Origin of the sequence: Agromyces fucosus (assembly GCF_004134865.1) — a bacterium.
Taxonomy (GTDB): domain Bacteria; phylum Actinomycetota; class Actinomycetes; order Actinomycetales; family Microbacteriaceae; genus Agromyces; species Agromyces fucosus.
Map to the genome: position 1 here is coordinate 842276 of NZ_SDPO01000003.1, position 22591 is coordinate 864866.

Here is a 22591-nt window from a genome sequence, read left to right on the forward strand (position 1 = left end):
GGATCGTGCGCCTCACCCCGACGGGTGAGGCGCACGCCGAAGCGACCCGGGTAGCGTGAGCGGCGATATGGATGCACCGTCCGGCCCAGACGCCACCCTTCGATCGTCGCGGAACCCCTCGCTCGCGGATCTGGTCGCCGCGCTCGCCGCGGCCGCGGCGCTGCTGCCGCTCACGATCGTCGAGGTGCTCGGTGCCGCGCCGTCGAACCCGGGCTGGACGACCGTCGTCATCGGGCTCTTCGTGCTGCTGCACGCGGCCGCGGCCCTGCGTCGGCGTTCGCCGATCGGTGGGATCTTCGTCGCCTCCGTCATCATGCTGGCGCTCACCGCGGCGAGCCTGCCCGGGAGCCCGACCGTCGCGGTGCTCCTGCCGAGCAGTGTCGTCTACCTCGTCTTCGTCTTCACGGCGGCGGAGAGCGGCACGCGGCTGGCCGATGTCGCCGCGATCGCCTTGGGGCTCGCCGGCGCGGCGATGATGACGGCGGTGGCGATCGCGCATGACGCGGTCGATGCGATCGCATCCGAACCCGGTGCGATCATCACGCTCGCGGGCTTCCTCGTCGCGTCGATCGGGGCAGCATGGGCGCTCGGCCGCTCTCGGCTCGAGCTCCGTCGCGCTCGCGCGGCCCGGGAACTCGCTCGAGAACAGGGCGCGGAGCTCCGGCTGCAACGGGAGCGCGAGGCCGCCGCCGATGAGCGTCGCCGGCTCGGCCGCGATCTGCACGACGTCGTGTCGCACTCGCTCGCCGTGATGGTCGCCCAGGCCGAGGCGTCGCGCCTGCTGCTCGGCCGCGACGACGCGAGGGCCCGCATCTCCATCGAGCACGTCGTGTCGACCGGTCGCAGCGCGATGTCGGACATGCGCGGGCTCGTCGCCGTGCTCGCAGCGCCGACGGGCGACGCCGAGCACGGTGCCGCTCCGATGGAGCCCAGTCCGGGCCTCGCGGACCTGCCTGAGCTCGTCGCACGCGCTACGGCACCCGGACGCGCAGCAGCGTTCGAAGAGCTCGGGTCGCCCCGTCAGGTCAGCCCGGGCACCGAACTGACGGTGTACCGCATCGTGCAGGAGTCGCTCACGAACATCCTGAAGCACACGGATCCACCGACGCGCAGCATCGTGCGACTCGAGTGGGGAGTCGACGTGGTCGACGTGGTCGTGGAGGACGACGGCGGCGGCGGTCGAGCCCCGGCCGATCGGCACGACGGCCGCGGCATCCGCGGCATGCGCGAGCGGGCACGGCAGCTCGACGGCACCCTCGAGAGCGGTCCGATCGTCGGAGGAGGTTGGCGCACTCGCCTGTCTCTGCCCTCCGCGCCGATGGAGATGGTGCCATGAGCGACCTCGGCCACGCGTCATCCGCTCGCATTCGCGTCGCGATCGCCGATGACCAGGAACTCATCCGTTCCGCCGTCGCCGTCATGGTGGAGGCGCATGCCGACCTCGAACTCGTCGGTGCGGCGGCCGATGGTGGCGAGCTCCTCGAACTGGCCAGGGCGCATCGCCTCGACGTCGTGCTCATGGACATCCGGATGCCCCGCCTCGACGGCATCGAGACCACGCGCCGCCTGGCCGGGGAGCATCCCGCGACGCGGACGCTCATCCTCACGACCTACGACCTCGACGAGTACGTGTTCGCCGCGATCCGGGCAGGAGCGAGCGGGTTCCTCACGAAGGACGCCTCGAGCGACGAGATCGCCGCGGCGATCAGGGCCGTCCACAGCGGTGATGCCGTGCTCGCGCCGCGCGCGACCGCGAGCCTGGTCGAGTTCGTCGCACTGGCACCGACGCCCGCCGACCCCACCGAGCTGCTCGCCGACCTGACCCCGCGCGAGCGGGAGGTGCTCATGCAACTCGTGACCGGCGCGTCGAACGAACAGGTGGCCGCGCGCCTCTACCTGACCGGCAACACGGTCAAGACGCACGTCCGCTCGATCCTCTCGAAACTCGACCTCGCCGACCGTGTGCACGTCGTCATCTGGGCGTTCGAGCACGGGATCGCCGGCACGCGGGATCGACGGGGAACCCGGAAGGCTCCCGGCCAACGCGAGTAATGTGTGCGGCGATGGCTTCCGAATTCTCCCGCCCCACCAAGTTCCCGCCCGGCATGTTCGAGGCCTTCAAGGGTGCCGAGGATCCGGCGCACCTCAGCCGGGTGGCCCACGACACCGCCGCAGCCCTGCTCGCGCGCGTGCAGGCCGACCCCGACCCCGAGGTCGTCGCCCGTCTCGTCGCCTACACCGACGAGCACGGCATCGATGCGATCGCCGAGCTGTGGTCGCGCGCGTCGGCGAAGAGCCTGCCGGGGGCGCTGTGGCGTGTCTACCTGCTCCGCGCGCTCATCCGTCAGGACCCGCGCAGCATGAGCCTCGCGTTCCAGCGCGGCTCAGAGGTCTCGCACACGATCGATCAGGTCGTCGCCGGAGCCGCCATCCCGGCGGGGCCCGACGAGGTCGTCGAACTCGCCGATCGCATCCTGCACGGGCTGTTCACGGGAGATTTCGCGGTCGCCCTCGAACGCGCCGCGGCATTCGCGCGCGTCGCGGCGACCGGCTCGGTGAGCCTGGCCGACGATGCGGACGAGTCCGATGCCGTGCACCCCGATCGGCCGGCGAAGCTCACGATCCGGGCCCATCGGCTCGTCGAGCTCGCCGACGAGCTGACCTCCTGCGCACGGCTCTGGCGGCGCGACGCGCTCGATTGACGTGCGTCAGCGGCCGGGCGGGAATGAACCGCCTCCCGACGTCGTTTAGAATTGACGTGGCCGGCCGCAGTAACCCCGGGCTCCAATATTCGCCGCTCCGAGCGGCCTCGCGCCGAGAGGCGTTCTGCGGCCGGCCTCTTGCATGTCCGGGAGCGTCCTGCGCCGCATCCTCAGGTGGTGAGCGGATGCCTCGATGCCCGCGCGAGCCCGCGGCATCCGCGTAGCATCGGAGGATGCCCGAGACCGTCACGCTCCTCATCGAACCCGCTCCCGCCGACGCACGCGACCTCGACGTCGCGGGGACCCTGCGCGACGTCGACGCGACCGCGCCCGCACTGCGGGTCGGCGAGCTGTCGACCCAGCGCGGCGACGGCATCTTCGAGACGATCGGCGTCGTCGACGGGCATGCGCAGGAGGCTGGGCCGCACCTCGCGCGCCTGCGCAACTCCGCGCTCATCTGCGAACTCCCGGAGCCGAACCTCGACCAGTGGCAGGCTGCGATCGACACCGCAGTTGCGCGACTGCCGCAACGCGGCGAGTTCGCGATCAAGCTCGTGCTCAGCCGCGGCGTCGAGCACGGTCCCGCCCCCACCGCCTGGCTGCACGCCGTGCCTGCTGCGGACTTCAGCGGGGTGCGTGAACGCGGTGTGGCGGTCGTCACGCTCGACCGCGGGTACGCGCACGACGCGGCGGAACGCGCGCCCTGGTTGCTGCTCGGCGCGAAGACCCTCAGTTACGCCACGAACATGGCGGCGCTTCGCGAGGCCCACCGCCGCGGCGCAGACGACACCATCTTCGTCTCCTCCGACGGCTACGTCATGGAGGGGCCGACGTCGAGCGTCATCCTCCGCCATGGCGACGTCTACTCGACGCCGGCGCCCTCGGGCGCGATCCTGCACGGCACCACGCAGCAGAGCCTCTTCGAGCACCTCGAGTCGACCGGGCGGGCGACGGAGTACCGCGACATCCCGATCTCCGAGCTCTCCACCGCTGATGCGATCTGGCTCGTCTCGAGCGTGCGGCTCGCCGCCGGGGTGACGAGCCTCGATGGCGCACCCGTCGCCTATGACGCCGCCGAAACGCGCGGATTCAACGACTACCTGCTCTCGCCTCGCGACTGATCCTCGCGAGACCGGCGCTCCACTTTCCGTTCGGTGCCGAGGCGGATGGCGCGGTCTCGCGTCCCCTGAACGGGGAATTGCGCGCCGCGGAAAGCGCCCTCGACGCCCGTTTGTAAATGTTGCTAACATAACCGCACGCGATCAGTGAAGTGAGCGAGCGGAGGGTGGCACCCATGAGCGAGGCTCCGCGTCACGACCCCCGCCCCCGCTCCAGCGGTGAGGTCTTCGAGGGCTCGAATGCGATCGTCGAGCTGCTCTCGCAGCACGGCATCACCGTCGCGCCGCACGTCGCGGCCCGACTCGGACTCGGCCTGGCCGGGGACGCCGGCGCCATCATCGAGGTGGCGACGGCCCTGCGCGCATCGCAGCGGCTGGGGCTCACCTCGCTCCCCGATCCGCTTCCGACCGTACCGGCGGTCGACGTGGCCATCGGGCCCGACTGCGAACGGCTCGTCAGCTGGGAACGACAGGCCCTCGTGATCGCAGCCGTCTGCATCGACGACCGCATCGACGTGCTGCTCGCGGCCACGGGCCGCTCGATGGCCGAACTCGTCGAGAGTGCCCTGAGCCGGCACCTGCTGCTCGTCGCCGGACACTTCGCCTTCGCGGACCCGCGAACCCGCGTCTGGGTTCATGGGCATGCGTCGCTGGCCGATCGCACCGCGGCGCACGGCGCACTCGCCGACGCGTATCGGATCATGCGGATCCCCGAGCACGAGACCTGGCACCGATCGCTCGCCACGCTCGAGGGGTCGAGCGACCTCGTCGGGCCGCTGCTGGACATCGCGGAGCGAGCGGATGCCGCGGGTGAAGCGGAATGGGCGCACACCGTCGCACGCGAGGCGGCGAGCCACGCCGGCGGCGAGCAGGCGGTCCGGGCCCGGAGCATCGCCGGTCGCGCCGCGCTGCACGCCGGATTCGTCGAGGAAGCCGAACGCTGGTTCGGCGACGTGCTTCGCCGGGGAGATGAGCCCTGCCGAACCGCGGTGCTCGGCGAGTACCTCATCGCCGTGGCGATGCTGAGCGGCGACGTGCCCGACCTCGAACTCGACGAACGACTCGAGCATGTCGAGTCCTGCACCGAGGGCGGGCGGCATGCACTCGCCCGGGCACTGCTCATCGCCGCCGGCCTGCTCGCGGAGCGGGGCGCGATGCACCGGGCAGTACAACGACTCGCGCAGGCACGCGAACTCCTCGACCGATCGGGCCTCCCGCGCGACGAGTGGCGCGCAATGCGCGACTGGTGCGCGCTGTTCGGCAGTGCGGGCTGCGATTCCGAGCTCGCAACGGGCGGCCCGACACTCGAGTCAGGGCCCATTCCCGAGACGACGTACTTCGGTGCCGTCCGCGTGCTCGCCCTCGCCCTCGAGCGCGGACTGGCCGGAGACGCCGTCGGGGCGGCGCGTCGGCTCGCCGTGCACCGGGACGTCGTCGGCGCGACCGAGGGGGTCGCCGCCGCGGTCGAACGGTCGCCGCTCATGCGCGCCGAGCGAGCGGTCGCGATCGCACTGCTCGAACTCTGGGCGGGGGAGGTGGGACGCGCGGCGAACGGCCTGAGGCAGGCGGCATCCGACCTGCCGATCGCGCTCGCGTTCGGCGGACTCGGTGCCGCCCTGGCGCGTCGGATCGAACTCGTCTCGACGGGCGAGATCGGGCCGTGGGCGCGCGCGATCGAGTCCGTGCTGCCGCAGCCGGTCCTCGGCGTGCGGCGCGAGGACCTGATCGATCGGGCCGTTTCGGCGCACCTGCACGGGCGCAGGGCGGAAGCGGAGACCCTCGTCGCGCTCGCTGACGAGCGGTCCCTTCGCGAGTTCGGTTGCGGCCTGCACGTGCCGGGTCTCGACGCCGCCTCCGAAGACCTCGGAGGCTCCGGCGATGCCCCCGTGCACGGCGTCGGGCGCACCGAGCCGGCCCATGGTGCAGGGCGGCGCACGCCCGACGCCCGGCTGGCGAGCGAGCTCCGGCATCGGATGCGGTGCATCGACCGTGCCGGCTTCGACGCCGACCACGCGGCCGTCGCCGAACTGGCGCGAGCGATCGTCTCGCCGTACGAGCGCGCGCGGACGGAGCTCATGCTCGCTCGGACCTGCGCCGCGTTCGGCGCGAGCGACCTGGCAGAGCGGCACCTCGTGGCGGCGGAGCACCTGTTCGGCGACTGCGGTGCGATCGGATGGTTGCAGGCGGTCGCCGCCGAGCGGGAGTCGCACGGCGGAGGCATCCCGGCCGGCGCGCCCGCGGCCGGCTCGCTCGAACCGCCGGGCATCGGATCCGAGGCCACCGAGCAATGGGATGCGGGCGCGCGCGGGGTCGGCCGCATCCCGCCGCCGATCGAGGCCGGGAACGCCGAAGGGGCACCGCGTGCGGCGTCGGCACCATACCGACGTGAGGCCGCCTCCGCACCCGCCGATGAGGCCTCGCGGCAGACGTGGGATCTCGCGGACTGCCGAGCGGCGTGGGCCCAGGTGCTCACCGACCGCGAACTCGAGGTCGCCATGCTCGTGGTCGAGGGCATCTCCAACCGCGACGCGGCCGCACGGCTGTTCGTCTCCGTCCGCACGGTCGAGGTGCACGTCGGGAGGGTGTTCTCCAAGCTCGCGGTGCATTCGCGTGTCGAGCTGGCGGTGCTCGCGCACCGGATGCACGGACGGATGTCGGGCACCCATACGTAGTCCTGCGTATGCGTGGATGTGCTGATTCGCCGTCGTCCTGCCTCCACTAGCGTCGGGCTGCCCGCGAGTCGCGTGGGCCGAAACATCCGAATCGGACGGGAACGACATGCGAACACCCCATCGAATGCGCGCGCGGCTCGTGACCGCCGCGGCCGGCATCGGCCTGCTCCTGGCAGCCCTCATCCCACCAGCGATCGCGAACGCGGCGGAGCCGTGCAGCGTCGCATGGAGTGCCACGACGGCGTACTCGGGCGGGGCGAAGATCTCGTACGAGGGCGTGAACTACACCGCGAAGTGGTGGACGCAGAACAACGTGCCGGGCACCGAGCAGTGGGGGCCGTGGGGGAGCGACGGTGCCTGCGGAACGACCACGCCGACGCCGACGCCCACGCCCACGCCGACGCCGACTCCGACGCCGACGCCGACGCCGACGCCCGAGCCGGGCACGCCGTGGACCGCCAACCCCGACGAGAAGTGCCGACCCGACGGTCTCTACCAGACGCCGGGCGTGAACGTGCCGTACTGCACGGTGTACGACGCGAACGGTCGCGAGAAGCTCCCGAACGGACTCGAGCACCGGGTGATCGGCTACTTCACCAGCTGGCGCACGGGCGTCGACGGCACCCCGCGGTACCTCGCGAGCGACATCCCGTGGACCAAGATGAGCCACATCAACTACGCCTTCGCGCACATCGACGGCGCCGGAAAGGTGTCCGTGGGTGCGGAGAACGCGAACGACGCGGCGACCGAGCTGACCTGGCCCGGCGTCGCCGGCGCCGAGATGGACCCGGCGCTGCCGTACCGGGGCCACCTCAACCTGCTCGAGAAGTACAAGAAGGCCAACCCGGGCGTGAAGTCGCTCGTCTCGGTCGGCGGCTGGGCCGAGACCGGCGGATACTTCGGTGCCGACGGCGCCCGCGTCGCGAACGGCGGCTTCTACACGATGACCGAGTCGCAGGCGAAGATCGACGTGTTCGCGGACTCGGCGGTCGCGTTCATCCGCCAGTACGGCTTCGACGGGGTCGACATCGACTACGAGTACGCGACGAGCAACAACAAGGCGGGCAACCCCGACGACTTCGGGGTCTCCGACCCTCGCCGCGCCACCCTGTGGGCGAACTACGCCAAGCTCATGAAGACGCTGCGCGAGAAGCTCGATCGCGCCGGTGCCGCCGATGGTCAGCACTACCTGCTGACGGTCGCCGCGCCCGCCTCGGGCTGGTTGCTCCGCGGCCAGGAGGTGCACCAGGTCGTGCAGTACCTGGACTACGTCAACATGATGTCGTACGACCTGCACGGGGCGTGGAACGAATACGTCGGCGGCAACGCACCGCTCTACGACGACGGCAAGGACGCCGAGCTCACCGCGGGTGGCGTCTACACCGCCTACAAGGGCATCGGCTACCTCAACACCGACTGGGCCTACCACTACTTCCGCGGCGCGATGCAGGCCGGTCGCATCAACATCGGCGTGCCCTTCTACACCCGCGGATGGACCGGGGTGACCGGCGGCACCGACGGACTCGGAGGCAAGGCGCCATTGGCGGACCAGACCAAGTGCGCGTTCGGCACGGGCCCGACCATCGGCGGCACCGACAAGTGCGGCAACGGTGCGAGCGGCATCGACAACCTGTGGCACGACAACGACGCGTTCGGTATCCAGATGGCCGCCGGCGCGAACCCGATCTGGCATGTCCTCAACCTGCAGAACGGCACGGTCGGCGACTACGCGGCGAGCTACGGCTCACCGACGGCCCCGCTGGTCGGCACGTACGCGCACAGGTTCGACCCGGTGTCGAAGACCGAGTGGTGGTGGAACTCGGCCACGAAGACCTTCCTCTCGGGCGACAGCGACCAGGCGATCCAGGCCAAGGCCGACTACGTGGCGCAGAAGGGTCTCGGTGGCGTCATGATCTGGGAACTCGCGGGCGACTACGGGTACGACTCCGCGAAGGGCCAGTACACGATGGGCTCGACGCTCGTGAACCGCATCCACCAGACGCTCTCGACATCCCAGCCGTACGGACCGTCGAAGGCGGCCGCCGCGACGCCGACGAAGGCGATCGATCTGCAGGTGTCGTACGACGAGTTCGCGCTCGGCGACAACAACTACCCGATCAACCCGAAGGTGACCTTCACCAACAGGTCCACTGCGGCGATCCCCGCCGGGACGAAGATCACCTTCGACACCGGCACGAGCGACACCGGCGAGCTGAAGGAGCAGAACGGCTGGGGCATCACGAAGGTCGCCACCGGGCACACCGGCAACAACGTCGGCGGGCTGAAGGGCGACTTCCACACGTACTCGATCACGGTTCCGTCGGGAGGCATCCCGGCCGGTGGTTCGTTGTCCACGAAGCTGTCGTGGTCGATGCCGATGGCCCAGCTCTCGAACCTCCGCGTGCAGATCGGGGCCGAGACCTTCGCGACGCTGTACGACCTGCCGCGGAACGCGCTGGTCGTCGCACCCGGCGGATCGGGCGGCGGCCCCGGCGGAGGCACGGGCACGTGCGACGCGGCGGCGTGGAGCGCCGCGACCGTGTACACGGGAGGCCAGCAGGTGTCGTACGGCGGCGCCGAGTACACCGCGAAGTGGTGGACGCAGGGCAACACCCCCGGATCCTCCGATGTCTGGGGCACGGCGACCGCCTGCTGATCTGCAGGCGGACCTGACGGAGCCGAGTACGTACTCCTACGTACTCGGCTCCGTCGCGTTCACCGGAACATGTGTGGATCGTGCGGACGCAGCGCCGAGGCATCCGCTCGTAGCTTGGCGATGAGGGGCGCGACCGCGCCCGTTCCTCCTCGACGAAGGACACCATGCAGAGACAGAGAAGCACGCGACGGGGCCTGCGCACAGCGCTGGCCACCCTCGCCACCGGCGCGATGGTCGCCGGTCTCGCCGCGGTCGGTGCGGCCGCCCCCGCCGTCGCCGCCGAGACGGCGCCGAGTGCCGTCAACGGCTATCGCAACGTCGGCTACTTCGCCCAGTGGGGCGTCTACGGACGCGCCTTCCAGGCCAAGCAGCTCGAGACCTCGGGCGCGGCAGCCGACCTCACCCACATCAACTACGCGTTCGGCAACATCCACCACCAGGACCTCACGTGCTTCATCGCGAACAAGGCGCAGGGCACGGGGCCGAACGGCTCCGACGGCGCCGGCGACGCGTGGGCCGACTTCGGCATGGGCTACACCGCGGCGAACTCCGTCGCCGGCGTGGCCGACACCTGGGACCAGAAGCTCGCGGGCTCCTTCAACCAGCTCAAGCAGCTGAAGGCGAAGCACCCGAACCTCAAGGTCATGATCTCGCTCGGCGGCTGGACGTGGTCGAAGAACTTCTCGAAGGCCGCGGCGACGGATGCCTCGCGCAAGAAGTTCGTGAAGAGCTGCGTCGACCTGTACCTGCGCGGCAACCTGCCCGTCGTCGACGGGCGCGGCGGCGCAGGTGCGGCGGCGGGCGTCTTCGACGGCATCGACATCGACTGGGAGTGGCCCGGTTCGCCGAACGGCCTCGAAGGCAACTTCGTCGACACGGTCAACGACAAGGCGAACTTCACGGCGCTCCTGAAGGAGTTCCGCACGCAGGTCGATGCGCTCACGGCCGAGAACGGCCACCCGTACCAGCTCTCCGCGTTCCTGCCGGCGAATCCCGCCGACATCGCCTCCGGCGGTTGGAACGACCCCGAGAAGTTCCGCTACCTCGACTTCGGCAACATCCAGGGCTACGACCTGCACGGAGCGTGGAACCCGACCCTCACCGGGCACCAGGCCAACCTGTTCGACGACCCTGCCGACACCCGGCCGGCGACGCAGAGGTTCAGCGTCGACAAGGCCGTCAAGGAGTACCTGAAGACCGGCATCTCGCCGAAGCAGCTGGGCATCGGCCTGGCCGCCTACGGGCGCGGCTGGCAGGGCGCGACGTCGGCGAACGCCTGGGGCACCGCGACGGATGCCGCACCCGGAACCTGGGAGAAGGGCAACGAGGACTACGACAAGCTGAAGTCCCTCGGCACCGACCACTACGACGCCGCGCTCGGCGCGGCAAGGCGCTACGACGGCAACCAGTGGTGGAGCTACGACAACACCCGGTCGACCACGCGCAAGTCGCAGTACATCGTCGACAACGGGCTCGGCGGCGGCATGTGGTGGGAGCTCGACGGCGACCGCAACGGCGAGCTCGTCGGCACCCTCGCCGACAAGCTGCGCGCCTCGAAGCAGGGCCCGGCGACCGACCCGGTGGGGACCACGGATCCGACCGATCCGACCGACCCGACGGATCCGACCGATCCCGGGGACTGCGCCGCGGCGGCGTGGGCCGTCACCGGCGTGTACACCGGGGGTCAGAAGGTGTCGTACAACGGCTCCGAGTACTCCGCCAAGTGGTGGACGCAGGGCGAGACGCCCGGAGCGGCAGCCGTCTGGGCGCTCATCGGCGCATGCGATCCCACTGATCCCACCGACCCGACCGACCCGACGGATCCGACCGACCCGACCGATCCCGGGGACTGCGCCGCAGCGGCTTGGGCGGCGAGCACGGCGTACAGCGGCGGCGCACTCGTGAGCTACGGCGGTTCGACGTATCAGGCGAAGTGGTGGACGCAGAACAACACTCCCGGCGCCGAGCAATGGGGCCCGTGGGAGCTGAAGGGAGCATGCTGACGCGTCCTCCGGTCGGCTAGCCCGCCGGTCACGACGAGTCCACCGACACGGATGCCCCGGAGCGAAGTTCGCTCCGGGGCATCCGTCATCTCCGCGACTCGCGGATCAGCCGAATCGGCCTGACACGTAGTCCTCGGTCGCCTGGACCGAGGGGTTCGAGAAGATCGTCGTGGTGTCGTTGTACTCGATGAGATTGCCCGGCTTGCCAGTGCCTGCGATGTTGAAGAACGCGGTCTTGTCGCTGACCCGCGAGGCTTGCTGCATGTTGTGGGTCACGATCACGATCGTGTACTTCTGCTTCAGGTCCTCGATGAGGTCCTCGATCGCGAGTGTCGAGATGGGGTCCAGCGCCGAGCACGGCTCGTCCATGAGGATGACCTCGGGGGAGACGGCGATCGCACGAGCGATGCAGAGTCGCTGCTGCTGACCGCCCGAGAGTCCGGAGCCGGGGCGATCGAGACGGTCCTTGACCTCGTTCCACAGGTTCGCGCCGCGCAACGACCTCTCGACGAGCTCTTCGGCGTCGGGCTTGGAGATGCGCTTGTTGTTGAGCTTCACGCCCGCGAGCACGTTCTCCTTGATCGACATCGTCGGGAACGGGTTCGGCCGCTGGAAGACCATGCCGACCTGACGGCGCACGAGCACCGGGTCGACGTCGGGGTCGTAGAGGTTGTTGCCGTCGATGAGCACCTCGCCCTCGACACGGGCCCCGGGGATGACCTCGTGCATGCGATTCAGCGTGCGGAGGAAGGTCGACTTGCCGCAGCCGGACGGGCCGATGAAGGCGGTGACGCTGCGGGGCTCGATCGCGAGGTTCACGCCCTCGACGGCGAGGAACTTCGAGTAGTAGACGTTGAGGTCACGGACCTCGATGCGCTTGGACACGGGTTTCCTTTGCTTGCGGGGTCAGCGGCCGAACTTCGGCGCGAAGAATCGGGCGACGAGCCTCGCGATGAGGTTCAGCACCATGACGATGAGGATGAGGGTGAGGGCGGCTGCCCACGCGCGGTCGAGGTACGCCTGCGGCGGGTTGCCCTGATTCGCGTACTGCGTGTAGACGAACACGGGCAGGGACTGCATCCGCCCGTCGAAGAGGTTGTAGTTCACGCTCGCGGTGAAGCCCGCGGCGATGAGGAGCGGCGCCGTCTCGCCGATGACGCGGGCGATCGAGAGCATGATGCCCGTCGTGATGCCGGCGATCGAGGTCGGCAGCACGACCTTGACGATCGTCAGCCACTTCGGCACGCCGAGCGCGAAGGCGGCCTCGCGGAGCTCGTTCGGCACGAGGCGGAGCATCTCCTCGCTCGAGCGCACGACCACGGGGATCATGAGGAGCGAGAGCGCCACGGCGCCCGCGATGCCGGTGCGGGTCCCGGGGCCGAGGAAGATCGCGAACAGCGAGTAGGCGAAGAGGCCGGCGACGATCGACGGGATGCCGGTCATGACGTCGACGAGGAACGTGACGCCGCGGGCGAGGCGGCCGCGCCCGTACTCGACGAGGTAGATCGAGGTCATGAGGCCGATCGGGATGGAGATGACGGCGGCCGCGCCGGTCATGAGCAGGGTGCCGACGATCGCGTGCACGATGCCGCCGCCCTCGCCCGTGACGTTGCGCATCGACATCGAGAAGAAGTCGGCGTCGAAGCGCGCGGCACCGAGGCTCACGACCGTGATGCCGAGCGACACGAGCGGGATCATGGCGAGGAGGAAGGCGCCCGTCACGAGCGCGGTGACGAGGCGGTCCATCGCGCGTCGACGGCCCTCGACGAGCGTCGAGAACAACCAGATGGCGGGGATGTAGAGCAGCGCGCCGATGAAGAGCGCCCCGCCCCAGTTGTAGCCGACGCCGGAGCCGAAGGAGACGACCGCGAACACCGACGCGGAGACCGCGATCGCGGCGACGAGGATCGTCCAGGGCGCCGACTTCGGGAGGCGGCCGGCGGTCAGCGAGTTGGCGATGGCGACGCCGGTCTCGGGAGCCTGAGTGGTCTGGATGGTCATCAGTTGGCTCCCGAGAATTCCTTGCGGCGGCTGACGATCCAGCGCGCGAAGGCGTTGACCGCGAAGGTCACGACGAAGAGGATGAGGCCCGTGGCGATCAGGACGTTGACGTTCAGTCCGTACGCCTCGGGGAAGCTGAGCGCGATGTTCGCCGCGATGGTGTTCGGGTTGACCGAGGTCAGGAGCTGGAACGTGATCACCGGTGATGCGGAGAGCACCATCGCGACGGCCATCGTCTCGCCGAGTGCGCGGCCGAGGCCCAGCACGGAGGCGGAGATGATGCCCGAGCGGCCGAAGGGCAGCACCGCCGTGCGGATCATCTCCCAGCGGGTGGCGCCGAGTGCCAGGGCCGCCTCCTCGTGCAGCACCGGAGTCTGCAGGAACACCTCGCGGCAGATGGCGGTCATGATCGGCAGCACCATGACGGCGAGGACGAGCGCGGCGGTCAGGATCGTGCGGCCGGTGGCCGAGGGAGTGCCGCTGAAGAGGGGGATCCAGCCGAGGTTCTCGTTCAGCCAGGCGTAGGCGTCGACGAGGGCCGGTGCGAAGACGCCGATGCCCCAGAGGCCGAAGACGACCGACGGCACCGCGGCGAGGAGATCGACGACATAGCCGAGCACGGAGGCGAGGCGGCGGGGCGCGTAGTGCGAGATGAAGAGCGCGATGCCGATGGAGATCGGCAGGGCGACGAGGAGGGCGAGGGCCGCGGCCCAGACCGTGCCGAAGACGAGCGGACCGACGTAGTCCCAGAAGTTCGTCTTGAGGATGGAGGCATCCTCGCTCGAGGCCACCACGGCCGGGATGCTCTGCACGATGAGGAAGATGGCCACCGCTGCCAGCGTCACGAGGATCATCGATCCTGCGAACACCGCCGAGCGGGAGAAGACGAGGTCGCCGATGCGGAGCTTCGCCTTGATCGGGGCCGGTGCGGACGTCATCTGGTGCGATCCTCGGAGTTCTTGAGTCGGGTTCTGGAGACGCGCGATCGTGCCCGACCCCGTCGCGAGCGATCGGGGTCGGGCACGAACCTACTACTGGATCGAGTCGATCGCAGCAGTGATCTTCTCGCGGAGCGAGTCCGAGATCGGAGCCGAACCGGCGTCGGTCGCCGCGACTTCCTGGCCCTCGGGGCTCGCGATGTACGAGAGGTAGCCCTTGACGAGGTCGACGTTCGCCGGGTCCTCGTACTGGCCGCACGCGATGAGGTAGCTCACGAGCACGATCGGGTAGACCCCGGCCTCTTCCGAGGTGCGGTCGATCTCGATGGCGAGGTCGCCCTCGGCGCGGCCTTCGGCGAACGGCGAGTGGTCGACGATCGCGGCAGCGGCCTCGGGCGAGTACGGCACGAACTCGTCGCCGACCTTGATCGAGACGGTGCCGAGGTCACCGGCGCGCGATGCGTCGGCGTAGCCGACGGTGCCGTTGCCGTTGCTCACTGCGTCGACGAGGCCCGAGGTGCCCTGTGCGGCTTCGCCGCCCTCGAACGGCCACACGCCGTCGGCTTCCCAGGTCCACACGTCGGCAGCTGCGGCACCGAGGTACTCGGTGAAGTTCTCAGTGGTGCCCGAGTCGTCCGAACGGTGCACGGGCGTGATGGCGAGGTCGGGCAGGGTCGCGTCGGGGTTCGTCGCGGCGATGGCCGGGTCGTTCCAGTTCGTGATCGTGCCGGCGAAGATGCCTGCCACGGTCGCCGCGTCGAGGTCGAGCGAGTCGACGCCCTCGAGGTTGAAGATGACCGCGATCGGCGAGATGTAGAGCGGGAGCTCGACGATGCTCGAGTCGGCGGCGCACTTCTTGAAGCCGCCGGCGGCGAGCTCCTCGTCCTTGAACGCGCGGTCGGAACCGGCGAAGTCGCTCGCGCCCTCGAGGAAGGTCTCACGACCAGCGCCCGAGCCGGAGGGGTCGTAGTCGACGGTGACGTCGGGGTTCGCGGTCTGGAAACCGGCGATCCACGACTGCTGGGCGGCGTCCTGCGAGGACGCGCCCGCGCCGACGAGGTTGCCCGAGAGCGTCGATGCCGACTCCGACGGCGCTGCGCCGCCTTCGTTCGAGGCACAGGAGCTGAGCGCGATCGCCGCAGTGACGGCGATGACGGCGGGCACGCCGAGACGCTTGAAGTTCACGTGAATTCCCTTCCGGGGTTCGATTGCAGGGTGTGGGCCGGTGCCGACCCGCCTGCGACGCTAATGAGCGCGCCTTACGAGCATCCGTTACGACGGTAAACAGCAGGTGAACGACCGCTGTCGCACTGGACTCGCACCGGGAGTTCCCAGGAATTCCACGGCCTCAGGCGCGTGGTGCGTGCGTCTCGATGGCGATGATGCCGCTGGTGTCCACGGCCTCAGGCGCGTGGTGCGTGCGTCTCGATGGCGATGATGCCGCTGGTGTCCGCGGTCTCAGGCGCGTGGTGCGTGCGTCTCGATGGCGATGATGCCGTTGGTGTCCGCGGTCTCAGGCGCGTGGTGCGTGCGTCTCGATGGCGATGATGCCGCTGGTGTCCGCGGTCTCAGGCGCGTGGTGCGTGCGTCTCGATGGCGATGATGCCGCTGGTGTCCGCGGTCTCAGGCGCGTGGTGCGTGCGTCTCGATGGCGATGATGCCCGACCCGGGGCTCGTGGCGGAGAGGTGGACGACGCTGAACGCGCCGGTCTCGAGCCCCGCGGCATCCGTCACATAGGACCCGAGCGGTGTGCCGGTGGCGAGCGCCACCTCGCGCATGATCTCGGGGAGCACCGGTCCGTGACTGCAGATGATCGCGCTCTTGCCGGCGCGCACCCGCTTGCCGACGACCCGTCGGACCTCGTCTTCGCCGGACTCCCAAGCGTCCTGGCTGATGCCGGCGTCGCGCTTGATCTCGAGGCCGGCGGCGGCGGCGAGCGGGGTGACGGTCGTCACGCAGCGCACGGCCGGGCTCGACACGATGCGCTTCGGCGCCCACGCACTGAGCGTCGCGACGAGGCCCGCAGCCTGTTCGACGCCGCGCTCGGTGAGCGGCCGTGTCGCGTCGTCGCCCGACCACGACGAGCGGCTGACGGCTTTGCCGTGCCGTACGACGGCGAGCGAGAAGGTCGAGGTGACGTCTTGATCGAGGAGCTTGGCGAAGGCGTCGAGGATCTCGACGTCGGGTTCGTAGCTGAGGTAGCCCCGGGCTCGCTTGACCGTGACCCATTCGAGCGCTGCGACCTCGGCGTTGGGCTTGAAGGTCGAACGCTGCACGGCGCGGTCGCTCACCTCGGCCGCCCAGTAGTGCACGATCTTCTCGCGGCCGCTCGGCAGCGGATACCGGGAGACGCCGAGCGGTACGCCGAGGGCGACCGCGAGCCCGGTCTCCTCGGCGATCTCGCGCACGGCGGTCTGGGGGAGCGACTCGCCCGGGTCGACCTTGCCCTTGGGGATCGTGACGTCGCCGTAGACGGTGCGGTGGATGACCAGCACGTGCACCTTGCCGTCGATGAGGCGCCAGCAGACGGCTCCCGCGGCGTAGATCGCCGTCGTCACCGCCGTGAGCCCGATCGCGGGCGCTGCCCCGAGCGCGTGCGCTGGCCGATCTGCTGCATGAGCCTATTCTGCATGTCGTCGAGCGGATGTCCCGACTCGTCGGTCGCGTGGCGCACCCACTCGCCGGAGCCGTCGAGCCACCAGGAACTCGTGGTCTCCGCCATCGCGAGGTCGAAGAGCGAGTCGATCTCGGTCAGGTGGTTCTGGTCGGTCAGGCGCACGAGCGCCTCGACGCGGCGGTCGAGGTTGCGGTGCATCATGTCGGCCGAGCCGATGAACACCTGCGGGTCGCCGTCGTTGACGAAGGAGAAGATGCGCGAGTGCTCGAGGTAGCGGCCGAGGATCGATCGCACCGTGATGTGCTCGCTCAGCCCCGGAATGCCGGGGCGCAGGCTGCAGATGCCGCGTACCCACACCTCGACCGGGACCCCGGCGTTGGACGCGCGGTAGAGGGCGTCGATGATGGCCTCGTCGACGATGGAGTTCACCTTGATGCGGATGCCGGAGGGCCGACCGGCCTCCGCGTTGCGGATCTCGCCCGCGATGAGCTTCAGCAGCCCCTTGCGCAGGTGCAGGGGAGCCACGAGCAGTCGCTTGAACTTCTTCTCGATGGCGTAGCCCGAGAGTTCGTTGAAGAGGCGGGTCAGGTCCTTGCCGACCTGGTCGTCGGCGGTGAGCAGGCCGAGGTCCTCGTAGATGCGACTCGTCTTGGGGTTGTAGTTGCCGGTGCCGATGTGGCTGTAGTGGCGCAGGCCGCCCTTCTCCTGCCGGATCACGAGCGCCAGCTTGCAGTGCGTCTTCAGCCCGACGAGGCCGTAGACGACGTGCACGCCGGCCTTCTCGAGCTTGCGCGCCCACGAGATGTTGGCCTGTTCGTCGAAGCGCGCCTTGATCTCGACGAGGGCGAGCACCTGCTTGCCCGACTCGGCGGCGTCGATGAGCGCCTCGACGATCGGGCTGTCGCCGGATGTGCGATAGAGGGTCTGCTTGATCGCGAGCACGTCGGGGTCGGCGGCCGCCTGCTCGAGGAAGGCCTGCACGCTCGTCGCGAAGGACTCGTAGGGATGGTGCAGCAGCACGTCTTGACGCGAGATCGCCGTGAAGACATCGGCGCGCAGGTTCGAGTCGCTCGGTTGCAGCTGCAGCGCGGTCGTCGGCACGTGCGTGGGGTAGTGCAGCTCGGGGCGGTCGAGCCGGGAGAGGTCGAACAGGCCGCCGAGGTCGAGCGGCGCCGGGAGCCGGAAGACCTCCTGCTCGGTGACGTCGAGCTCGCGCACGAGGAGCCCGAGCGTCACGTCGTCCATGTCGTCGGTGATCTCGAGGCGGATGGGCGGGCCGAACCTGCGTCGCAGCAGCTCCTTCTCGAGCGCCTTGATGAGGTTCTCGGTCTCGTCCTCCTCGATCTCGACGTCTTCGTTCCGCGTCACGCGGAAGACGTGGTGCTCCACGATCTCCATGCCGGGGAAGAGGTCGCCGAGGTGATTGGCGATGAGGTCTTCGAGGGTGATGTACCCGGCGTCTTCGATGGACTCGCTCGGATCGACGCGCACGAACCGGGGGAGCATCTGCGGCACCTTCACGCGCGCGAACTCCTGGCGACCGGTGCGGCTGTTGCGCACGCGCACCGACAGGTTGAGCGAAAGCCCCGAGATGTACGGGAAGGGGTGGGCGGGGTCGACGGCGAGCGGCATCAGCACGGGGAAGATCTGCTTCGAGAAGTAGTCGCGCAAGTGCTCGCGCTCGACGTCGCCGAGCTCGGCCCACGTGATGACCCGGATGCCGGACTCGGCGAGCGTCGGCTTCACGAGCTGCTGGTAGGCGGCGGCGTGCCGCTCCTGCAGCTCATGCGCCTTGGCGGAGATGTCGCTCAGCACGTCGAGGGGCGAGCGGCCGACGTTGGAGGGCACGGCGAGGCCCGTCATGATGCGCCGTTTCAGCCCGGCGACCCGCACCATGAAGAACTCGTCGAGATTCGACGCGAAGATCGCGAGGAAGTTCGCCCGTTCGAGCACGGGGACCCGCGGGTCTTCGGCGAGCTCCAGCACGCGCTGATTGAACGCGAGCCAGCTGAGCTCGCGGTCGAGATAGCGTTCGGGTTCGAGTTCGGGTGCGCCTTCGAGGTCGAACGGCTCGAAGTCGTCGTCGAAGTCGCTCGACGTGCGGTCGTCGAGGATGCTGTCGGCGGTCATCCTGACATCATGCCACTGGGGTGTGTCCGGCAGATGAGTCGGCGGTCAACGTGCGGTGACGGGGGCGTCCTCGTCGTCTTCGTGGACGTTGAAGCGGTAGCCGACGTTGCGCACGGTGCCGATGAGGCTGTCGAGGTCGCCGAGCTTGGCCCGGAGACGTCGCACGTGCACGTCGACGGTGCGGGTGCCGCCGAAGTAGTCGTAGCCCCACACCTCGCTGAGGAGCTGCTCGCGCGTGAAGACGCGCGACGGGTGCGCGGCCAGGAAGCGCAGCAGCTCGAACTCCTTGTACGTCAGGTCGAGCGTGCGACCGTGCACCTTCGCCGAGTAGCTCGCCTCGTCGATCACGACGCCGGAGGTCTGGATGCGCTCGCTCGGCTGCGTCGACTGCGATCGCCCGATCGCGAGCCGGATGCGGGCATCGAGCTCTGCGGGGCCGGCATGCTCGAGCACGACGTCGTCGATGCCCCAGTCGGGCGTGACCGCCATGAGGCCGCCCTCGGTGACGATCAGCACGAGCGGCACCGAGAGGCCCGTCGTGCGGAGGATCTGGGAGAGGGCCTTCGCGCCCGCGAGATTGGTGCGGGCATCGAGGAAGACGAGATCGGATTCCGGCGCTCTGACCAGCTGCTCAGGCGAAGCGGGAATGATCCGCGTTCGGTGAGTCAGGAGTGACAGGGCCGGAAGAACATCATCGTTGGCTGCCGGCGACAAGATCAGCAGCTGCGCCACGCATACCCTCCAGTAGTAAGGTGCGGTCAATACTACGGGACGCGAAGCGGCGCTCCGCGACACGAATGGGGAGACGTTTTGGATCAGACCGACACGAGCAGCGGATGGCTCGGAATCGCCGTCGTGTGGGCGATCGCGCTCGTCGGCGCGATCGTGGTCGTGGCGCTGGCCTACTCCGGAACCGCGGCGTGGTTCGGGGACGAGTCGCGGCTCGGCGTCTACGGTGCGCTCGGCATCGTGCTCGCGGCATCCGTCATCGGCGCCCTCATCGTGCAGCTCGCGACGCGACGCCCCGAGGGGTTCGTGCTGCGGGTCAGCTGGAGCATCACGGGCGCCGCGGCGATCGTCGCGATCGCAGCTCTCGTCGTCGCGCCCCTCGTGGTGTCGTGAGCGGGATACACTCGAAGCATGTCTGAGCTGCTCGCCCTCGAACTCCTCTTCATCGGCCTGCTCGGTCTCGCGAGCCTCGCGATCGCGTGGATCAGCGGAGTGGTCGTCTACAAGCTCTTCAAGGGCCAGCGCTAGCAGGTGAAGACGTGGCGATGATCGATCTGCCCGTCGACCTTCCGGCCGAGCTCGTGCCGCTCTCCTGGCTGCTCGGCGTCTGGGAGGGATCGGGCGTCATCGACTACACGGTCGGCGAGGAGTCGGTGACCCATGAGTTCGGTCAGCGCGTCAGCTTCAGCCACGACGGCCTGCCGCACCTGAACTACACCTCGTACACCTGGCTGTTCCCCGACGACGAGGGGGGCGAGCCGACTCCGCTCGTCACCGAGACCGGCTACTGGCGCCTCGCCCGCGAACTCGGCGAGGGCGATCAGGGCCCCGCGATGCTGCCGGCGCGCGGCGAGCCGCGGTACGCCGACGCAGAGTCCGTCGAGGGGCTCCGTAACGCCGACGGCGGGTTCGACGTCGAGGTGTCGCTCGTGCACCCCGGCGGCGTCAGCGAGCTCTACCTCGGCCAGGTCAAGGGACCGCGCATCGACCTCGCGACCGACGCCGTCATGCGGGGCAGCGGCGCGAAGGACTACTCGGCGGCGACGCGTCTCTACGGCCTCGTCGACGGACACCTGCTCTGGGCGTGGGACATCGCCGCCCTCGGCCAAGACCTGCGCACCCACGCGTCGGCACGTCTCGCGAAGGTCGACTGACTCATGCCCACCACTCCGTTCCTCGCACTTCCCGGCGCCGTCGCGGCGGAAGGCGTCGACACCGGTGTCGCGGGTCACTACGGCAACCCCATCATCGAACAGCGCCACCTCGAGCGCGGCGCGGCGATCGTCGACCTGTCCAACCGGGGGGTCGTGACCGTGGCCGGTCCCGATCGACTGTCGTGGCTGCACTCGATGGCGAGCCAGGCCCTCGCGCGCCTGCAGCCGGGCGAGGGCACCGAAGCACTCCTGCTCGACGCATCCGGCCGGGTCGAACACGCCGCGCACGTCATCGACGACGGCGAGACGACCTGGCTCATCGTGGAAGGCGACGAGGCTGCAGCCGTGGCCGCCTTCCTCGACCGCATGCGCTTCATGCTCCGTGTCGAGGTCGCCGACGCGAGCGGCGACGTCGCGGTCCTCGGCGCCATGTCGACGGCAGCGCTCGACGCTGCAGCTCCGGCTCTCGCCCCTGCGGGCGTCGCGCTCGACTGGGTCGACCCGTGGGCGCACCCGCGGCCCGGCTCGCACCAGTACGCGCACGACACCGGCCACCCGGCATCCGACTGGCGTTGGATCGAGCGCATCGTGCCGCGCGCCGCGCTCGCCGAAGCGGCCGCAGCCGTTCGGGCCGGCTCCGTCGAGGCAGCGGGGTCGCTGGCGTCCGAGGCGCTGCGGGTCGCCGCCTGGCGGCCGCGGCTCGCGACCGAGGTCGACGACCGCACGATCCCGCACGAGCTCGACTGGCTGCGCAGCGCCGTCGACCTCGGCAAGGGATGCTACAAGGGTCAGGAGACCGTCGCCAAGGTGCTGAACCTCGGCCGGCCGCCTCGCCGACTCGTACTGCTCCACCTCGACGGCAGCGACACCGTGCTTCCCGCGCCGGGCGACGAGGTCGTCGGCGAGAAGGTGCGCCCGGAACCCGCTGCCGGCGAGGCGCCCGAGCGCAAGGTCGTCGGCCGCATCACGACCGCGGTCATGCACCACGAGCTCGGCCCGGTCGCGCTCGCGGTCGTGAAGCGCGCGGTGCCGGCCGACCTGCCGCTCATCGTGCTGAGCCACGGCACCGAGGTCGCCGCGGCGCAGGTCGAGATCGTGCCGGCCGATTCGGGGGCTGCCGTCGAGGTGCCGCGGCTGCCGCGGCTCGGCGTGCACAAGGGCTGACTGCCGCGAACATCGCTGAACGCCGAACGGGCGAGCCCGGCGGAGGTCGCCGTGCTCGCCCGTTCGGCGTCTGCAGTGCTGGTGCTCCTTTTCGGACCCGTTCTACTCGAAGAGGGAGAGGGTGAGGTTGGCGGTGTAGTCGCCGGCGGCGACGGTTGCGGGGGTGCGGAGGAAGAGGTTCGCGGTGGCGGTCCACTGTCCTTCGGTGGCGATGTCGCCGGAGTTCCAGGCCGAGGCGAGGAGCTCCTGGTCGACGAGGCCGACGGCGTTGGCGCCGGAATCGAGGACGGTGTCGACCTGGTCGCCTTCGGAGACCTGTCCGGATTCGCCGCCGTCGACGAGGTCGGGGGTCCAGCCCAGGTGTCCGGCGCTGATCGGGGCCTGTCCGGCGCTGCCGGTGAAGTCGGTGGAGCTGCCGAGCACGTACCAGGCGGCGTCGGCTGGGATGTCCTCGGCGGCGCGGGTGTCGGTGACGGTGACGGTGGGCAGTGCACCGGTGAACTGGCGCACGGTGGCGGTGGAGCCGTCTTCGACGAGGTCGGTGCTGGTGCCGGCCACGGTCATGGCGAGGACGCCGGGTTGGGCGATCTCGGTGATCGCGACGTTCACGGCGACGTCGTGGTCGCCGTTGGTGCCTTCCTCGGCCATCGCGATGCCGGCGACGCCGACCAGCAGTGCGGTGCCGATCGTGACCGCGGTGCATCGT

Annotated in this window: 18 protein-coding genes; 10 read left to right on the forward strand and 8 right to left on the reverse strand. The window is 69.8% G+C overall.

The annotated features are described in order from the left end of the window. The first annotated feature begins 67 nt into the window (after positions 1 to 67). The 7 genes from ESP57_RS15405 to ESP57_RS15435 all read left to right on the forward strand — a co-directional run bounded on the left by ESP57_RS15405 (position 68) and on the right by ESP57_RS15435 (position 11151). On the forward strand, positions 68 to 1336 hold the full coding sequence (locus tag ESP57_RS15405; protein WP_129232145.1) for a sensor histidine kinase: 1269 nt from the start codon (positions 68 to 70) through the stop codon (positions 1334 to 1336). Then, positions 1333 to 2052: a response regulator transcription factor gene (locus ESP57_RS15410; protein WP_129232146.1), complete on the forward strand. Its 720-nt coding sequence runs from the start codon at positions 1333 to 1335 to the stop codon at positions 2050 to 2052. The genes ESP57_RS15405 and ESP57_RS15410 overlap by 4 nt, the downstream gene beginning before the upstream one ends. Positions 2053 to 2063: 11 nt before the next feature. Continuing rightward, positions 2064 to 2702 (forward strand): hypothetical protein, encoded by a 639-nt coding sequence (locus tag ESP57_RS15415; protein ID WP_056010512.1) that lies wholly within the window; start codon positions 2064 to 2066, stop codon positions 2700 to 2702. 233 nt (positions 2703 to 2935) lie between these two features. Then, positions 2936 to 3823 carry an aminodeoxychorismate lyase gene (locus tag ESP57_RS15420; RefSeq protein WP_056010508.1) on the forward strand — a complete coding sequence of 296 codons (888 nt, stop codon included), beginning with the start codon at positions 2936 to 2938 and terminating at the stop codon, positions 3821 to 3823. Between the two features lie 173 nt (positions 3824 to 3996). After that, complete coding sequence (locus ESP57_RS15425; protein ID WP_129232147.1) at positions 3997 to 6492, forward strand: helix-turn-helix domain-containing protein; 2496 nt, start codon at positions 3997 to 3999, stop codon at positions 6490 to 6492. A gap of 106 nt (positions 6493 to 6598) precedes the next feature. Next, the gene (locus tag ESP57_RS15430; protein ID WP_207904560.1) at positions 6599 to 9148 is read left to right on the forward strand and encodes a glycosyl hydrolase family 18 protein; all 2550 of its coding nucleotides are present in this window, start codon (positions 6599 to 6601) and stop codon (positions 9146 to 9148) included. A gap of 164 nt (positions 9149 to 9312) precedes the next feature. Beyond that, entirely contained in the window at positions 9313 to 11151 is a 1839-nt protein-coding gene (locus ESP57_RS15435; protein ID WP_243648549.1) for a glycosyl hydrolase family 18 protein, read from the forward strand. A gap of 105 nt (positions 11152 to 11256) precedes the next feature. Here ESP57_RS15435 and pstB read toward each other — a convergent pair whose 3' ends face one another. From pstB to ESP57_RS15470, 7 genes are all read right to left on the reverse strand, one after another. Beyond that, the gene (gene pstB / locus ESP57_RS15440) at positions 11257 to 12036 is read right to left on the reverse strand and encodes a phosphate ABC transporter ATP-binding protein PstB (protein WP_056010496.1); all 780 of its coding nucleotides are present in this window, start codon (positions 12034 to 12036) and stop codon (positions 11257 to 11259) included. 21 nt (positions 12037 to 12057) lie between these two features. Then, positions 12058 to 13152, reverse strand: a complete 1095-nt coding sequence (pstA, locus tag ESP57_RS15445; protein WP_115961431.1) for a phosphate ABC transporter permease PstA — start codon at positions 13150 to 13152, stop codon at positions 12058 to 12060. After that, complete coding sequence (pstC, locus tag ESP57_RS15450) at positions 13152 to 14090, reverse strand: phosphate ABC transporter permease subunit PstC (protein WP_115961434.1); 939 nt, start codon at positions 14088 to 14090, stop codon at positions 13152 to 13154. Before pstC ends, pstA begins: the two co-directional genes overlap by 1 nt. A 93-nt stretch (positions 14091 to 14183) precedes the next feature. Then, positions 14184 to 15275 (reverse strand): phosphate ABC transporter substrate-binding protein PstS, encoded by a 1092-nt coding sequence (locus tag ESP57_RS15455; RefSeq protein ID WP_056010490.1) that lies wholly within the window; start codon positions 15273 to 15275, stop codon positions 14184 to 14186. A 438-nt stretch (positions 15276 to 15713) separates the two neighbouring features. After that, positions 15714 to 16649: an NUDIX hydrolase gene (locus ESP57_RS15460; protein WP_056010487.1), complete on the reverse strand. Its 936-nt coding sequence runs from the start codon at positions 16647 to 16649 to the stop codon at positions 15714 to 15716. Next, complete coding sequence (locus ESP57_RS15465; RefSeq protein WP_056010485.1) at positions 16646 to 18838, reverse strand: RNA degradosome polyphosphate kinase; 2193 nt, start codon at positions 18836 to 18838, stop codon at positions 16646 to 16648. The genes ESP57_RS15460 and ESP57_RS15465 overlap by 4 nt, the downstream gene beginning before the upstream one ends. Positions 18839 to 18883: 45 nt before the next feature. Then, the gene (locus ESP57_RS15470) at positions 18884 to 19570 is read right to left on the reverse strand and encodes a response regulator transcription factor (RefSeq protein WP_056010482.1); all 687 of its coding nucleotides are present in this window, start codon (positions 19568 to 19570) and stop codon (positions 18884 to 18886) included. A 78-nt stretch (positions 19571 to 19648) separates the two neighbouring features. Between ESP57_RS15470 and ESP57_RS15475 the strand changes: the two genes are divergently transcribed. From ESP57_RS15475 to ygfZ, 3 genes are all read left to right on the forward strand, one after another. Further along, the gene (locus ESP57_RS15475) at positions 19649 to 19960 is read left to right on the forward strand and encodes a hypothetical protein (protein WP_056010479.1); all 312 of its coding nucleotides are present in this window, start codon (positions 19649 to 19651) and stop codon (positions 19958 to 19960) included. Positions 19961 to 20112: 152 nt separating this feature from the next. Then, positions 20113 to 20721 (forward strand): nitrobindin family protein, encoded by a 609-nt coding sequence (locus ESP57_RS15480; RefSeq protein ID WP_056010476.1) that lies wholly within the window; start codon positions 20113 to 20115, stop codon positions 20719 to 20721. A 3-nt stretch (positions 20722 to 20724) separates the two neighbouring features. Next, entirely contained in the window at positions 20725 to 21885 is a 1161-nt protein-coding gene (ygfZ, locus tag ESP57_RS15485; RefSeq protein ID WP_129232148.1) for a CAF17-like 4Fe-4S cluster assembly/insertion protein YgfZ, read from the forward strand. Between the two features lie 102 nt (positions 21886 to 21987). Here the strand turns inward: ygfZ and ESP57_RS15490 are convergent. Continuing rightward, on the reverse strand, positions 21988 to 22591 hold a 604-nt coding region (locus tag ESP57_RS15490), incomplete at its 5' end, for a hypothetical protein (RefSeq protein ID WP_129232149.1).